The sequence below is a fragment of the Burkholderia sp. E168m22 genome, from assembly GCF_001319805.1.
Taxonomy (GTDB): domain Bacteria; phylum Pseudomonadota; class Gammaproteobacteria; order Burkholderiales; family Burkholderiaceae; genus Burkholderia; species Burkholderia orbicola.
Genome location: NZ_BBSK01000106.1, coordinates 1 through 13,798, shown reverse-complemented (window position 1 = coordinate 13,798; position 13,798 = coordinate 1). Strand labels below are relative to the sequence as shown.

Here is a 13,798-nt window from a genome sequence, read left to right as displayed (position 1 = left end):
TAGGCGACGAGGTAAAAGCAGCGGCCCCGTGCCCGCGAACACGATGCGTCGGCCGATCGCGCAGCCCTGCGCCTTCAGCGCGACCTGCGCGCCGCCGAGCGTATAGACGCCCGCGAGCGTCCAGCCCGGCACGGGCAGCATGCGGTCGGTCGCGCCGCTCGCGACGATCAGGTGCGAGTACGGTACCGTCACTTCGCGGCCGTCCTGCAACGTGTCGACGCGGCTCGCGCCGCATGACCACGCAAGCGTGTTCGGCCGATAGTCGACGTGCGGCAGCAGCGCGGCCATCGTCCGGTGCACCGCGTCGGCCTTCGCGGCCTCGAAGCCGTACAGCGTGCGCTTGCCGCGCACGAACGCGGCGTTGGCCGGCGGTTGACGATAGATCTGTCCGCCCCAGCGCGCGTTCTCGTCGATCACGACCGGGCGCAGCCCGGCGTCGACCAGCGCCTCGGCCGCGCGCACGCCGGCCGGCCCCGCGCCAACGATCACCGGTTGCAGTGCGGCGCTCACGATGCGTCTCCGGTCGCGGCCGGCCGGGCGGTCGTGAGAATCCGCATGCCTTCGGCGATCGGCGTCGAGCATGCGCGCATGCGTGCGCCGGCTTCGGTGTGCACCCAGCAGTCCTGGCAGGCGCCGATCAGGCAGAACCCCGCGCGCGGCTGACCGCTGAATTCGCTGACGCGCACGCGACGCTGCGCGACGAGGATCGCGGTGAGCACGGTGTCGCCGGCAAGCGCGTGCGCGGGGCGGCCGTCGAGCGTGAACGCGACGGCGGCGCGTTCGCGTTCGGCGACGCGCACGAACTGCGCGCGGTCGTCCGCGACGTCGGTGGAACGGGAAACGGGAGTCGTCATCAATGTTGGCCGATCAGGATGCGGTTCAGGCCGTACACGCGATCGAGCAGCAGCATCGCGCCGGCGGTGATGAAGATGACGAGCGCCGACACCGACGCCATCATCGGGTCGATCGATTCGGTCGCATACATGTACATGCGCACGGGCAGCGTGACCGTCTGCGGCGACGTGACGAAGATCGACATCGTCAGCTCGTCGAAGCTGTTGATGAACGCGAGCAGCCAGCCGCCGGTGATGCCCGGCACGATCATCGGCAGCGTGATGCGGCGGAAGGTCGTCCACGGGTCGGCGCCGAGCGAGCACGCGGCCTGCTCGATGCTGCGGTCGAGGCCGGCAACGGACGCGAGCACGAGCCGCATCACGAACGGCGTGATGACGATCATGTGCGCGAGCACGAGCCACGCGAACGAGCCGGTTGCGCCGATCAGCGCGAAGAAGCGCAGCAGCGCGATGCCGAGCACGAGGCCGGGGATCACGAGCGGCGACAGCAGCAGCCCGTTCAGGAATGCGCGGCCGGGGAACGTCGCGCGGCCGATCGCGAGGCCGGCCGGCAACGCGATCGCGAGCGACAGCGTCGCCGACGCGAACGCGAGCTTCACGCTGTTGACGAATGCGGTGACGAAGTCCGGATAGTCGAGGATCGCGCGGAACCAGCGCAGCGATACGCCATGGGTCGGCAGCGTCAGCGTTTCGTCGGGCGTGAACGCGACCAGCACGACGATCGCGAGCGGCGCGAGCACGAACAGGATCACGAGCGTGTGGAAGGCCAGCGCAAAGGGGCCGTTCTTTCTCATCGCGATGCGCCTCCGAGGCTGCGCGCGTAGCGGCGTTCGAGCACGCGGTAGTAAGTGAGCATCACGACGAGGTTCGCGGCGAGCAGCAGCACGGCGATCGTCGCGCCGAGCGGCCAGTTCAGCGAGCCGAGGAATTCGTCGTAGACGGCCGTGGCCGCGACCTTCAATCGCCGTCCGCCGAGCAGGCCCGGAATCGCGAACGCGCTCGCCGACAGCCCGAACACCATCAGGCTGCCCGACAGCACGCCCGGCATCAGTTGCGGCACGACGATGCGGCGCAGCGTCGTGAACGGCGATGCGCCGAGCGACAGCGCCGCGTGTTCCGTCTGCGGATCGAGCCGCTGCAGCGCGGTCCACACCGGAATCACCATGAACGGCAGCATCACGTGCACCAGCGCGATCACGATCGCGAACGTCGTGTATTCGAGCTTGTACGGCCCGAGGCCGACGAGCGCGAGCGCCTGGTTCACGAGGCCGCTGGTGTTCAGCAGCATGCTCCAGCCGAACGCGCGCACGACCACCGACACGAGCAGCGGCGCGAGGATCGCGAGCAGGAACAACGAACGCCACGGGTCGCGCATCTTCGACAGCACGTACGCTTCCGGCGTGCCGATCGCGACGCAGATCGCGGTCGTCAGCGCGGCGATGCCGAACGTGCGCGCGAAGATCGTGTGGAAGTACGACGAGCCGAGCACTTCCGCGTAGTTGCCGAACTGGAACGCGGCGATCGGGCCGGTGGCCGGGTCGAAGCGGTAGAACGTCAGCACGAACGTCATCGCGAGCGGCACGAGCACGAGCGCGGCGAACAGCGCGAAGGCCGGTGCGCACATCAGCCACAGCGGCGCGTACGCGCGCCAACGCGCGCGCGGCGCGTTGCCGCCGACGGCGCGCGGCGACATTGCGTCGACGGCGGCCGGGGAGGCCGCGAGCCCGGCTGGCGCGCCGTCGGTCGAGAGCGGGCGGGAAGGCTGTCCCATTCAGGCCTCCCGGCGCATCACGCGCACGGCGTCGCTGTGCCAGTCGATGCCGACCGGCGCACCTTCCGCGAGCGGCTCCGTGCCTTCGTTCTGGCAGCACACGAGCACTTCGCCGAGCGCGCTGTCGACGCGGTACAGCCACTGGCTGCCGAGGAAGAAGCGGCTCGTGACGGTCGCGGCGAAACGGCCGGCGTCGGGCGCGCACAGCCGGAGCTTCTCGGGGCGGATGCAGACCGACACCGCATCGCCCACGCGCATGTCGCGTTCGCGTGGCGGCAGGTGCGCCGTGCGGCCGGTCTCGGCGAGATCGTGCCCGAGATCGATGCGGATCGCGTCGCCGTCGTGCGCGACGATCGTGCCGGGCAGCAGGTTCGCCTTGCCGATGAACTGCGACACGAAATGATTCTCCGGGCGTTCGTACGCGCGGTACGGCGTATCGGTCTGCGTGATGCGGCCGGCTTCCATCACGACCACGCGGTCGCTGATCGACAGCGCTTCCGACTGATCGTGCGTGACCATGATCGTCGTCGTGCCGATCTTGCGCTGGATTGCGCGCAACTCGAACTGCATGTCCTCGCGCAGCTTCGCGTCGAGGTTCGACATCGGCTCGTCGAGCAGCAGCACCGGCGGCTCGATCACCACCGCGCGCGCTATCGCCACGCGCTGCCGTTGGCCGCCCGACAGCTCGCGCGGAAAGCGGTGCGCGAGCGCATCGAGCCGCACGAGCGCCAGCGCCGCGCGGATGCGCTCCGCGCGCTCGGCCTTGTCGACGCCGCGCATGTCGAGGCCGAAGCCGACGTTCTCCGCGACGCTCATGTGCGGAAACAGCGCATAGCTCTGGAACACGATGCCGAGCCCGCGGCGGTTCGGCTTCAGGTGCGTGATGTCCTGCCCGTCGAGCGCGATGCGGCCGTGCGTGACGTCGACGAAGCCGGCGATCATCTGCAGCGTGGTCGTCTTGCCACAGCCGGACGGCCCGAGCAGCGACACGAATTCGCCTTGTTCGACCGACAGGTTGACGTCCGCGACGGCGGTGAGCTCGCCGAAGGTTTTCGTCAGATCCGTAAGCGTGAGAAACGACATGGGGAACTCCGGGTTCGCGCACCGCCTGGCCGGTGCGCCGATGACGCGGACTCTAGCCAGCCATATTTCGGCGCGTCAATTTGGAATTCTGCTGAACGGGATGAATTTCTGAAAAATTCCATTGAATGGAACGAACGGAAAAATCGCGTGCGAATCGTTCCGGTGGATGAAGGGCGGGCGACCCGCGAAACGCGCGCGTCAATCCCGTGCACACCCGGATGCCTGCGGATTTTCGACCGGACGACAATGGCGGTTACCGTATTCCGTTCAGTGAAATCGTCGAGGAGAGCCGGCATGCAGGAACCCCATTTGCCCGGAACGTCGCCGGCTGCGCGCATGCCGCACCCGGACGAGGACGCTGTCCCGGCTGATTCGGCCGATGCGGCCGGCGCGCCCGGCACCGGCATGCTGCAGCGTGCGTTCGCGATTCTGCGCGCGCTGGCCGGCATGCAGCAGGACGGCGTGCGCGTCACGCATCTCGCGAAGGCCGTCGGCCTCACGCAGGGCACCGCGCACCGGATCCTGCAATCGCTGATCGCCGAAGGGATGGTCGAACAGGACGAGCAGTCGAAGCTGTACCGGCTGAGCGTCGACTTCTTCGCGCTCGCCGCGCTGGCCGGCAACCCGAGCAGCATGCGCACGCTGTGCCGACCCGCGCTGCTGCGGCTGTGCGCGAGCCTCGGCGAAACCATCTTCCTGCTCGTGAAGAGCGGCTTCGACGCGGTGTGTCTCGACCTGTGCGAAGGGCCGTTCCCGATCCGCTCGTTTACCGGCGACATCGGCGGCCGCATCGCGCTCGGCGTCGGGCAGGGCAGCCTCGCGATCCTCGCGTTCCTGCCCGAGGCCGAACGCGAGGAGGTGATCCGCTTCAACGTGCCGCGCATCCGCGGTTACGGCGTGCTCGACGAGGTGTATTTGCGCACCGAGATCGAGCGCGTGCGACAACTCGGCTACGCGGGCCGCAACAGCGGCGTGCTCGACGGGATGGCCGGCGTCGCGGTGCCGATCCTCGATCGCACCGGTTATCCGGTCGGCGCGCTGAGCGTCGGCACGCTCGCGTCGCGGCTCGGCGACGACCGGATGCCGATGGTAGTCGAACTGCTGCGGCGCCAGGCCGACGCGATCGGCCCACGCACGAATCCGTTCGACGCCGCGTTGCGGCGGCCGATGCACGGGTTATCGGGGAAAACCATCTAGCCGCGTTACGCGTTGCCGTTTCATCGGCTTGCTTGCGCAAGTCATTTACGTTCGATCGAGGCGCGCAGGGTCCGGCGGACCTGCGCGCTTTTGTTTTTTAGCGGTGCCGCCTGCGCACATCGAATGACGTTTTTCGAGGGTTATACGACCTTTGAGTCATCTGCATGCCGCTCCATACTTCACGTGAACGATCGAGCCGGAACAAGCACGCAACCACCATCGCGTGTCGCGTATCCGGCCTGGTGACTCACCACATGAAAAGGAACGGAAGATGCGACTCAGGAACAAATCGGCGTTGATCACGGGCGGCACCAGCGGCATCGGTCTGGCCACCGCGAAGCTGTTCATTTCAGAAGGCGCGCGTGTCGCGGTGACGGGGCGCGACGAACGCGTATTCGAGCGCGTGAAGGCGGAGCTCGGCGAGCATGCGGTCGTGCTCAAGGGCGATGTGCGGTCGCTCGACGACATGCGCGCGATTGCCGGCGAGGTTAACGAGAGGTTCGGCGGTCTCGACGTGGTATTCGCCAATGCCGGCTGGGCGTTTCCGTCCGCCGTCAACGACATCGACGACACGCTGTACAACGACATCATGGACGTCAACGTCAAGGGCGTGGTGTTCACGCTTCAAGCGGCGCTGCCGTACTTGCGCGAAGGTTCGTCGGTGATCCTCAATACCTCGTTCGTCGCGCAGACTGGCAAGCACGGCATCTCGCTGACCGCCGCGGCGAAGGCCGCCGTGCGCTCGCTGGCCCGCAGCTGGTCGTACGAATTTCTCGACCGGAAAATCCGCTTCAACGCGATCGCGCCCGGCGCGATCGATACGCCGCTGCTTTCGAAGTGGGGCAAGCCCGACGAATGGGTACGCGACCGCAAGGCCGAATTCGCCGAAGCGATTCCGGTGGGCCGCATGGGCCACGCCGACGACATCGCGTACGCGGCGCTCTATCTCGCCAGCGACGAATCGTCGTTCGTCGTCGGCACCGAGCTGGTGGTCGATGGCGGGGCGTCGCAGCTCTGAGCCTGCGCTGCACGCTTCCTGAGTCCGGCACGTCATCCCGGCTCATCCCCATACCGATTTGACGTCCGCCACGCCGTTCGCGGTGGCGGTTATTCGATCCGGCCCGGCGTGGTCGCGCTCGCCCATGGGCCGAAGTGCAAGGAGCAATCATCTTGACCGACAGTAGCGACAATCATGCCCCGGGCGGGCAACTCACGCGGGCAGGCCGTTCGCGCCGCGATGTCCTGAAGTTCGGCAGCGCCGCCACCCTCGGCGCCGTGCTGGGCGGCAGCGCGTTGCTCGGGCACGCTGCGCCTGCGCCGGCGCCGACGGGCAGCCCAGCGCTGCTTGCGCCGACCGAGCCGCTCAACATCCTGATCGTCAATTACGACGGCGGCACACTGCTCGACTTCGCGGGCCCGAGCGAGATTTTCCACCGGCTGCCGAATACGAACGTTCGCTACGCGAGCCTCGACGGCGGCAACGTGACGCTCGAATTCGGCGTGGTGTACGGGAAGACCGAACGGCTGGCCGATATCGACCGGACCGACGTGATCCTCGTGCCTGGCGGGTCCGATTTGTCGGCGCCGATGCGTCCGGCGTATCAGGCGCAGATCCGGCGTCTGGCGGAGAGCGCCAAACACGTGACGTCGGTGTGCAACGGCTCGCTCGTGCTTGCCGCGACGGGCGTGCTCGATGGCAAGCGCAGCGCCTGCCATTGGGCGTTCGTCAACAAGCTGGCCGAGTACGGCGCGATTCCGGTTCCCGATCGCTTCGTCGAAGACGACGACGGCCGCTTCATGAGCGGCGGCGGGGTGACGGCGGGCATCGATTTCGCGCTGCGCGTGGCGGCGAAGCTGCGCGGCCAGCAGGCCGCCGAATACACGCAGCTCGTCGTCGAATACGATCCCGATCCGCCGTTCCACTCCGGTCATCCGAGAGAGGCGCGACCCGAACTCGTCGCGATGGTCGACAAGAAGCTGCCCGGCGCATCGAAGGGACTCGCGCGCGTTCCCGGCGTCCGCTGACACGCTGGCCGGCGACGCGTACAGGGTCGCCGCCTCTTCAATTCAAACCCGATTCGGAAATCATACGATGCGTCAGATTCATCTTTGTACGGCTGCGCTTGCAGCGTGCGTGTCCTTTTTTGCATTCACGGCGCCGGCTGTCGCCGGTGGTGCGCAACGCCTGCCCGAAGCGGCGATCAAGGCCGAAAACGCACGGTGGGCGGATGCCTTTGCGCGAGGGGACTACGACGCGATCGGCCGCCTCTATACCGACGACGGCACGCTCTTGCCGCCGGACGGCGACAAGGTCACCGGGCGCCGCGCGATCACCGAGTACTTCACCAGCGGGTATGCCGGATCGAAGCCCGGCACCGTCTCGTTCAGCAATGACGAGTTCTACGGTAACGACCGGGTCGTGACGGAGGTATCGGATGTGGAGGTTCGCGACGGTGACGGAAAGCTCAAGATCCGCGCGAAGCAGACGCTCGTCTTCCTGAAGCAGGGCGGCACGTGGAAGCTGCATCGCGACATGTGGAACGCTTACCCACCCGTCAAGGACTGACGGTCGTCGACGTCCGGCGAAAGGGCGCGTTGCGTAGTCACGCTACGCGCGCGCCTATCAGCCGTTAGCGGGACGTCGACCATGCAGCGCATTGATCGGCAGGCGTTCGATCAGCGTGCTGCGTTCGACCTGCTCTCGCGCCGAATCGCTTGCGGCGGGTGTCCGAGCAGCTTGATGAAGGCTCGGCGCATCCGCTCCGGATCGGTGAATCCCACTGCCAGCGCAATCTGTTCGATCGGTTCGCTGCCGCCCTGCAGGCGCAGTCTCGCCGCTTCGACGCGCAAGCGCTCGACCGCCCTCGCCGGCGTTTCACCGGTTTCCCGGCGAAATGCGCGTCCGAACTGTCGCACGCTCAAGCTCGCTGCATCGGCGAGCCGTTCGACCGGCAACGCTTCGGTCAGGTGTTCGCGGGCGAAATTCAGTGCGATGCGGATGCGATCCGATTCCGGCTCCATCTGCGACATCGCCGAGAATTGCGATTGCCCGCCGGGTCGCCGATACGGCACGACCAGCAGCCGGGAGACCTCGCGCGCGATCTCCGCGCTCATGTCCCGTTCGATCATGCCGAGCGCCAGGTCGATGCCGGAGGCGATGCCCGCCGATGTCCAGACGCGGCCATCGACCACATAGATACTGTCGCCGTCGACCCGCGTGCGAGGGAAGCGTGACTGCAACTGCGCGGCGTATCGCCAGTGCGTCGCAGCTCTCAAACCGTCGAGCGAGCCGGTTTCCGCGAGCAGAAATGCACCCGTACACACGCTGGCCACTCGCGACGCCTTGGCGGCCAGCTTGCTGGCCGCGGTGATGTTTTCCGAAGTCTGCATCGGCGCGATATCGCCGCCGACGAACACGATGGTGTCGAACGCGCGCCGTCCGACCGGCTTCGTGTCGATCGAAAGGCCGGTATTGCCGGGAATCGGGCCGCCGGTGGGTGAGATGACGTGAAGATCGTAGGGCGTATGGCCGGCGGCCGTGGCCACCTGATTGAAGGCCGACAACGGGCCGCCCAGATCGAGCGCGTCGTAGCCGCGGCAAACGAAAAATCCAATGCGATGCATGACGAAGCAATTGATCGAGAACCCCGGAATGGCGAATTTTACCGGGAACCCTCGAATTGTGTCGTTTGACTCGAAACGAGGGAAAAACGTCGTTTACGCCGCCTTCGATCGACTGTATTCGTTTGCGCCGCGCGGATGCGATGCCGACGGAAAGCGACGCTCAGCGACGGTAGATGAACTCCAGATCGGTCGATTCGCCGACCTTGAAATCGTACGTACCGACCCGCTTGAAGCCGGCCTTCTCGTAGAACGCGATGGCCTTCGCATTGCCTGACCACACGCCCAGCCATACCGGGCCGGGGCGCGTCGCGGCGAGATACTCGAGCGCGGCGTCGAACAATGCCCGTCCGGCGCCGGTACCTTGCGTGCCGCGTCGAAGGCAGATCTGATGGATCTCGCCCGAGCCGTCCGCCACGTCCGGATGCGGAAGCTTGCACGGCCCCGCGTGCGCATATCCGACCAGCGTGCCGTCGTCGCCTTCCGTGACCCACGTGCGGCGTTGCGGGTCGGCGAGCTGTTCGGTGATCGCTGCCACCGAGTAAGTCCGGGCTTCGTATTCGGCCAGATCGTGCGGCGGGTAGTCGATGCCGAATCCGTCCTGCAGAAAGGTTTCGCGAAACGTATCGCGCTTCAATTTGGCAAGCGGGACGGCATCGGCCAGGGTCGCAACGCGGATCAACATGACGCTTCTCTCGGTTCGGTATCGGCCTGACAGTTTATCCCGGGTGATGTCGAGCAGTCGCTTCGTCGCCGGCCTACCGGCGACCGTCGCGGTCGTGCAGGCGGCTTCCCGATGCGGGAAAAAGCGCCGATTTTGCAGTGCAGCGAAAGGCGCCGACGCTTGCCTGACCGGGCCTCCGTAACCAGCCGAAACTGCCAGTACGGCAATCATGCGGATGCCGATGGTTGACCGCCGTCGGACATGCTAGGATTTCCGTCAAACAACTCCGGAGACTGCGATGCCGTTCATCTGCGAAAACGTCGAATGTCGTGCCGTGCTGGCTCGCGGGCAGGTCAGGCACCATCAGGAGGGCGCCGGCTGGTGCTTCTACTGTCCGGACTGCAACACCAGAAACGAGTTGATGAACATCGGCACGCTCAGCGGCCCTGTCGAGCTGGTTCAGCCCGAGCGGGCGAGTCCACCGCACAAGGTGGTCGCGACGGCCAGGCCGCTGGACGACGGCCGATACGCGGCGCAGTTGAGCGTCCAGCGGGCGCTCGCCGTGAAAGGCACCTACGCGGCCGAGGAGCACTGGGATCAGCTCGGCGTATTCGGCGACGCGCAGGAAGCCGTCGCGCATGCGAAGTCGTTCGCCACGGACCTGCTGCAGCGCGCCGCGTAGCCGGCGCTTTTCCGTGAACGAACAAAGGGGCGTTGCGCATTCGTGCGCGACGCCCCTTTGCGTTTTTCGCCCGCGTTCGTCAGTGGTGGATATCGAACGACGAGGTCTGCCTCGTGATCCGCTGATACGTGTCGTCCTGAATCAGGTTCCCGGGAAAGCCGCGTGAGGTCACGCAGCCGGCGCCTGTGTTGCGCGCGCCTGTTCGCGGGCCGCGACGAGTTCCCGGATCCGCGCGCGATCGGCCGGCGTCACCGGCGTGAAGATCACGAGGCTCAGGTCCGGGCTGCCGGTGACCGAGAACGCCGAATATTCGAGTGCGATCCGGCCGGCTTGCGGATGGCGGATCTCCTTCGTACCTTCGTCGTGCGTACGGATATCGTGGTCGCGCCACATCGCGTCGAATTCGGCGCTCGTCGCGCGCATCTCGTCGACGAACGCCTGCACCGCCTGCGTCGCGCCGCTGCGCGCGACGTCCGCACGAAACGCGCCGACCGCGAATCGCGCGACACGCTCCCAGTTCGGCTGCGCGTAACGCACGCCCGCGTCGACGAAGATCAGCCGCAGGATGTTGCGCGCGGCCGGTGGCAGCGTCGCATAGTCGGTCAGCGTCGCGGCCGCCGCGTCGTTCCACGCGGCGACGTCCCACGTCGCGGTGCGGATGATCGCGGGGCTCGCGTCGAGCGAATCGAGTACGTGCTGCAGGCGCGGCGTCACGCCGGCCGGCGCGTGATAGCGCACCTCGGGCGGATGGCCGACGCCGATCAGGAACAGGTGCTCGCGTTCGGCCTCGTTGAGCATCAGCGCGCGGGCGAGCCGGTCGAGCACGTCGGCCGACGGCGCGCCGCCGCGCCCCTGTTCGAGCCACGTGTACCACGCGACGCTCACGTGCGCGCGCTGCGCGACTTCCTCGCGCCGCAAGCCCGGCGTGCGGCGGCGCGTCGCCGGCAGACCGAGCGCGGCCGGGTCGAGTTTTTCGCGGCGGTCCCGCAGGTACGCGCCGAGCAGGTTGTCGGGGGCGTCAGCCATATCCTGTTAGTTCGTTTACCAGTAAACCGTCACGACTTCACCGCGAGCGGCGCTCGACAGATAGTAAGCCTCCATTTCATCCGGAGGTGCTGAACATGCGTGTCTTTGTTACGGGAGCATCGGGATTCGTCGGCTCGGCCGTCGTGGCCGAGCTCGTGGCCGCCGGGCACTCGGTGCTCGGGCTGGCGCGGTCCGACGCGGCCGCGGCGTCGGTTGCCGCGGCGGGCGCCGACGTTCATCGCGGGTCGCTCGAGGATCTCGACAGCCTCACGCGCGGCGCCGAAGCCGCCGATGCGGTGATCCACACGGGATTCAATCACGACTTCTCGCGCTTCGCGCAGAACTGCGAACTCGACCGCCGCGCGATCGAGACGATCGGCGCGGCGCTCGTGGGCTCGGCGCGGCCGCTGATCGTCACGTCGGGCCTGGCGCTCGTCGCGCCCGGCCGCGCGGCGACGGAGGACGATCCGCACGTGCCGGTGTCGGAAAATTATCCGCGTGCGTCCGAAGCGACGGCGGTCGCGCTCGAAGCGCGCGGCGTGCACGCGTCGGTCGTCCGGCTGCCGCCGTCCGTGCACGGCGACGGCGATCACGCGTTCGTGCCGCGCCTGATTGCGTTCGCGAGGGAGAAGGGCGTGTCGGCGTACATCGGCGACGGTGCGAACCGCTGGCCGGCCGTGCACCGGCTCGACGCGGCGCGCGTGTATCGGCTAGCGATCGAGCGCGGCGCGGCCGGCGCGCGCTATCACGCGGTCGACGATACGGGCGTGCCGTTTCGCGAGATCGCCGAGGTGATCGGGCGGCGGCTGAACGTGCCGGTCGTCGCGAAGTCGGCGTCGGAAGCCGGCGAGCACTTCGGCTGGTTCGCGAGATTTGCGGGGATGGATGCGCCCGCAACCAGCGAGCGCACGCGGGCATCGCTCGGCTGGGCGCCGACGCAGCCGGGGTTGCTGGCTGACATCGACCGGCCGCAGTATTTCGAAAGCTGACGAGCGGCGCGCGCCGCTCGCCATGGGTGCGGCTCGGACAACCGCTCACACCGTGACGACGATCTTCCCGACCTGCGCACCGGCTTCCATGTAGCGGTGCGCATCCGCGATGTCGTCGAACGCGAACGTACGATCGATCCGCGGCTTCAGCGCGCCGGCCGCGAGGCCGTCGACGATGAAGCGCTTCGCGCGTTCGAGCCGTTGCGCGTCGCCGGTGATCTCGAACAGCTCGTAGCCGCGCAGCGTCAGGTGGCGCGCGAGCAGGTCCATCAGCGGCACAGGGATGTCGCGCGTATCGAGCGCGCCGTACTGGAAGAACGTGCCGTTGATGGCCAGCGCGCGCAGCAGGTTCGCCGCCTCGGGGCCGCCCACCGGATCGAACACGAGGCGCGCGCCGATGCCGCCCGTGAGTTCCGCCACCTGCCGCGGCAGGTCGGCGGGGCTGCCGACGATCACGTGCTTCGCGCCCGCGTCAAGCAGCGCCTGGCGCTTCGCTTCGCCGCGCGTCAGCGCGATCGGCACCGCGCCGACCCGATTCGCCACCTGGATCGCGGCCTGCCCGACGCTGCTCGACGCGGCGCCGATCAGCACCGCCTCGCCGCGCTGGAGGCCGCCAAGTTCGATCAGCGCGCCGTAGGCCGTCACGAACATCATCCACGTCGCGGCCGCCTCCTCGAACGACAGGCTGTCCGGATGCTTGACCACCGCACGCGCCGGTACGTTCACCACTTCGCCGTACATCCCGTAGTCGGCGAACGAGAAGGCCGGCACGACGTTCACCGCGTCGCCTTCCGCGAACGTCGTCACGTTGCGGCCGACCGCCGCGACCACGCCCGACGCCTCGTAGCCGAGCGATGCCGGAAAGCGTGGCATGAACGTGTATTCGCCGCTGCGGAACATGACTTCCGCGCGATTGACGCCGATCGCCTTCACGCGCAGCTGGATGTCGTCGGGGCCCGGCGCGGGCACGTCGACGGTGTCGATCTGCAGGACTTCGGGGCCGCCGATGCGGTGGAAACGAACGATGCGGGTCATGGAGCGCTCCTTCGATGAACGGGTGTCGATGAAGCAGCATCGTAGGCGGGCATCCGCACCGGATAAACGCGCGGCAGGATCATTGATTGTTATTTGACGAATAACAATCAATGCGAACCTGTTTTATGCCGGATAACGCCGTGCGAACAGCTCGGTCAGCCAGTCGATGAACGTGCGCACCTTGTCGGGCAGATGCGCGCGGTTCGGGTACAGCACCGACACCGGCTTCGGCACGGCCGGCACGCCGGGCAGCAGCTCGATCAACTGGCCCGAGTCGATGCTCGGCTGCAGCGCGGGCCGCAACGCGTGCACGATGCCGAGGCCCGCGAGCCCGCAGGACAGCAGCGCTTCCGAGTTGTCGGTGAGCAGGCTGCTCGCGAGCTTCACCGCGATGGTTTCGCCGTGCGGGCGGAACGTCCATTCGAGCACGCGGCGGTTGCGGCCGGTGAAGAAGTTGACCGCGCGATGCGTCCGCAGATCGTCGAGCGTACGCGGCAAACCGTGGCGCGCGATATAGGCGGGCGATGCGCACGTGGCCATCGACACCGCGCCGACGGTGCGCGCGACCATGCTCGAATCCTTCAGCGTCCCGACCCGCACCACGCAGTCGATGCCTTCGCCGATCAGGTCGGCCGGCTGGTCGCTCGCGCCGAGCACGAGTTCGATCTGCGGATAGCGCTGCTGGAAGTCGGGCAGCGCCGGAATCACGATCGTCTTCGCGAGCGCGAGCGCAATGTCGATCCGCAGCCGGCCTTTCGGTACCGCGCGCTGCTTGGGGAACGACGCGAACGCATCGTCGATGCCGGCGAGCAGTTGCACGCAGCGCGCATGAAACGCCTCGCCTTCGGCCGTCACGCTGACGCGGCGCGTGCTGCG

Annotated in this window: 16 protein-coding genes; 6 read left to right on the top strand and 10 right to left on the bottom strand. The window is 67.5% G+C overall.

The features are described 5' to 3' along the window. The 5 genes from AP428_RS23970 to AP428_RS23950 form a co-directional block, all read right to left on the bottom strand. Positions 1-510: FAD/NAD(P)-binding oxidoreductase (locus AP428_RS23970; RefSeq protein ID WP_156349351.1), on the bottom strand; the 510-nt coding region annotated here is incomplete at its 3' end. Then, the gene (locus AP428_RS23965; RefSeq protein ID WP_011694657.1) at positions 507-854 is read right to left on the bottom strand and encodes a (2Fe-2S)-binding protein; all 348 of its coding nucleotides are present in this window, start codon (positions 852-854) and stop codon (positions 507-509) included. The genes AP428_RS23970 and AP428_RS23965, both read right to left, overlap by 4 nt. After that, positions 854-1,648, bottom strand: a complete 795-nt coding sequence (locus AP428_RS23960; protein ID WP_006479666.1) for an ABC transporter permease — start codon at positions 1,646-1,648, stop codon at positions 854-856. The genes AP428_RS23965 and AP428_RS23960 overlap by 1 nt, the downstream gene beginning before the upstream one ends. Next, positions 1,645-2,625 (bottom strand): ABC transporter permease, encoded by a 981-nt coding sequence (locus AP428_RS23955; RefSeq protein ID WP_011548364.1) that lies wholly within the window; start codon positions 2,623-2,625, stop codon positions 1,645-1,647. The genes AP428_RS23960 and AP428_RS23955 overlap by 4 nt, the downstream gene beginning before the upstream one ends. Next, a complete protein-coding gene (locus tag AP428_RS23950) occupies positions 2,626-3,708 on the bottom strand; it encodes an ABC transporter ATP-binding protein (RefSeq protein WP_011548363.1) in 1,083 nt (360 codons plus the stop codon). Positions 3,709-4,002: 294 nt separating this feature from the next. Here AP428_RS23950 and AP428_RS23945 point away from each other — a divergent pair, with 294 nt between their 5' ends. The 4 genes from AP428_RS23945 (at position 4,003) to AP428_RS23930 (ending at position 7,471) form a co-directional block, all read left to right on the top strand. Next, positions 4,003-4,905 carry an IclR family transcriptional regulator gene (locus AP428_RS23945; protein WP_011548362.1) on the top strand — a complete coding sequence of 301 codons (903 nt, stop codon included), beginning with the start codon at positions 4,003-4,005 and terminating at the stop codon, positions 4,903-4,905. A 271-nt stretch (positions 4,906-5,176) separates the two neighbouring features. Further along, positions 5,177-5,923 (top strand): SDR family oxidoreductase, encoded by a 747-nt coding sequence (locus tag AP428_RS23940; protein ID WP_011548361.1) that lies wholly within the window; start codon positions 5,177-5,179, stop codon positions 5,921-5,923. A gap of 152 nt (positions 5,924-6,075) precedes the next feature. Further along, positions 6,076-6,930 carry a DJ-1/PfpI family protein gene (locus AP428_RS23935; protein ID WP_011548360.1) on the top strand — a complete coding sequence of 285 codons (855 nt, stop codon included), beginning with the start codon at positions 6,076-6,078 and terminating at the stop codon, positions 6,928-6,930. 67 nt (positions 6,931-6,997) lie between these two features. After that, a complete protein-coding gene (locus tag AP428_RS23930) occupies positions 6,998-7,471 on the top strand; it encodes an SgcJ/EcaC family oxidoreductase (protein WP_011548359.1) in 474 nt (157 codons plus the stop codon). Between the two features lie 110 nt (positions 7,472-7,581). On the opposite strand, the gene AP428_RS23925 is transcribed toward AP428_RS23930, so the two are convergent. Together AP428_RS23925 and AP428_RS23920 are read right to left on the bottom strand one after the other, a co-directional pair. Further along, entirely contained in the window at positions 7,582-8,529 is a 948-nt protein-coding gene (locus tag AP428_RS23925) for a GlxA family transcriptional regulator (protein ID WP_011548358.1), read from the bottom strand. A gap of 160 nt (positions 8,530-8,689) precedes the next feature. Beyond that, positions 8,690-9,421, bottom strand: a complete 732-nt coding sequence (locus tag AP428_RS23920) for a GNAT family N-acetyltransferase (RefSeq protein WP_226292279.1) — start codon at positions 9,419-9,421, stop codon at positions 8,690-8,692. Between the two features lie 67 nt (positions 9,422-9,488). Here AP428_RS23920 and AP428_RS23915 point away from each other — a divergent pair, with 67 nt between their 5' ends. Then, positions 9,489-9,872 (top strand): hypothetical protein, encoded by a 384-nt coding sequence (locus AP428_RS23915; RefSeq protein ID WP_011548356.1) that lies wholly within the window; start codon positions 9,489-9,491, stop codon positions 9,870-9,872. 168 nt (positions 9,873-10,040) lie between these two features. Here AP428_RS23915 and AP428_RS23910 read toward each other — a convergent pair whose 3' ends face one another. Then, entirely contained in the window at positions 10,041-10,898 is an 858-nt protein-coding gene (locus AP428_RS23910; RefSeq protein ID WP_011548355.1) for a helix-turn-helix transcriptional regulator, read from the bottom strand. A gap of 95 nt (positions 10,899-10,993) precedes the next feature. Between AP428_RS23910 and AP428_RS23905 the strand changes: the two genes are divergently transcribed. Next, the gene (locus AP428_RS23905) at positions 10,994-11,887 is read left to right on the top strand and encodes an SDR family oxidoreductase (protein WP_011548354.1); all 894 of its coding nucleotides are present in this window, start codon (positions 10,994-10,996) and stop codon (positions 11,885-11,887) included. Positions 11,888-11,932: 45 nt separating this feature from the next. On the opposite strand, the gene AP428_RS23900 is transcribed toward AP428_RS23905, so the two are convergent. Together AP428_RS23900 and AP428_RS23895 are read right to left on the bottom strand one after the other, a co-directional pair. Continuing rightward, positions 11,933-12,922, bottom strand: a complete 990-nt coding sequence (locus tag AP428_RS23900) for a zinc-dependent alcohol dehydrogenase family protein (RefSeq protein ID WP_011548353.1) — start codon at positions 12,920-12,922, stop codon at positions 11,933-11,935. Between the two features lie 123 nt (positions 12,923-13,045). After that, on the bottom strand, positions 13,046-13,798 hold a 753-nt coding region (locus AP428_RS23895; RefSeq protein WP_054928392.1), incomplete at its 5' end, for a LysR substrate-binding domain-containing protein.

What these genes read in the sequence shown, in the direction of transcription:
- AP428_RS23965 (WP_011694657.1), bottom strand. Translation starts at nt 854, where the DNA reads ATGACGACTCCCGTTTCCCGTTCCACCGACGTCGCGGACGACCGCGCG.
- AP428_RS23960 (WP_006479666.1), bottom strand. Translation starts at nt 1,648, where the DNA reads ATGAGAAAGAACGGCCCCTTTGCGCTGGCCTTCCACACGCTCGTGATC.
- AP428_RS23955 (WP_011548364.1), bottom strand. Translation starts at nt 2,625, where the DNA reads ATGGGACAGCCTTCCCGCCCGCTCTCGACCGACGGCGCGCCAGCCGGG.
- AP428_RS23950 (WP_011548363.1), bottom strand. Translation starts at nt 3,708, where the DNA reads ATGTCGTTTCTCACGCTTACGGATCTGACGAAAACCTTCGGCGAGCTC.
- AP428_RS23945 (WP_011548362.1), top strand. Translation starts at nt 4,003, where the DNA reads ATGCAGGAACCCCATTTGCCCGGAACGTCGCCGGCTGCGCGCATGCCG.
- AP428_RS23940 (WP_011548361.1), top strand. Translation starts at nt 5,177, where the DNA reads ATGCGACTCAGGAACAAATCGGCGTTGATCACGGGCGGCACCAGCGGC.
- AP428_RS23930 (WP_011548359.1), top strand. Translation starts at nt 6,998, where the DNA reads ATGCGTCAGATTCATCTTTGTACGGCTGCGCTTGCAGCGTGCGTGTCC.
- AP428_RS23925 (WP_011548358.1), bottom strand. Translation starts at nt 8,529, where the DNA reads ATGCATCGCATTGGATTTTTCGTTTGCCGCGGCTACGACGCGCTCGAT.
- AP428_RS23920 (WP_226292279.1), bottom strand. Translation starts at nt 9,421, where the DNA reads ATGATTGCCGTACTGGCAGTTTCGGCTGGTTACGGAGGCCCGGTCAGG.
- AP428_RS23915 (WP_011548356.1), top strand. Translation starts at nt 9,489, where the DNA reads ATGCCGTTCATCTGCGAAAACGTCGAATGTCGTGCCGTGCTGGCTCGC.
- AP428_RS23910 (WP_011548355.1), bottom strand. Translation starts at nt 10,898, where the DNA reads ATGGCTGACGCCCCCGACAACCTGCTCGGCGCGTACCTGCGGGACCGC.
- AP428_RS23905 (WP_011548354.1), top strand. Translation starts at nt 10,994, where the DNA reads ATGCGTGTCTTTGTTACGGGAGCATCGGGATTCGTCGGCTCGGCCGTC.
- AP428_RS23900 (WP_011548353.1), bottom strand. Translation starts at nt 12,922, where the DNA reads ATGACCCGCATCGTTCGTTTCCACCGCATCGGCGGCCCCGAAGTCCTG.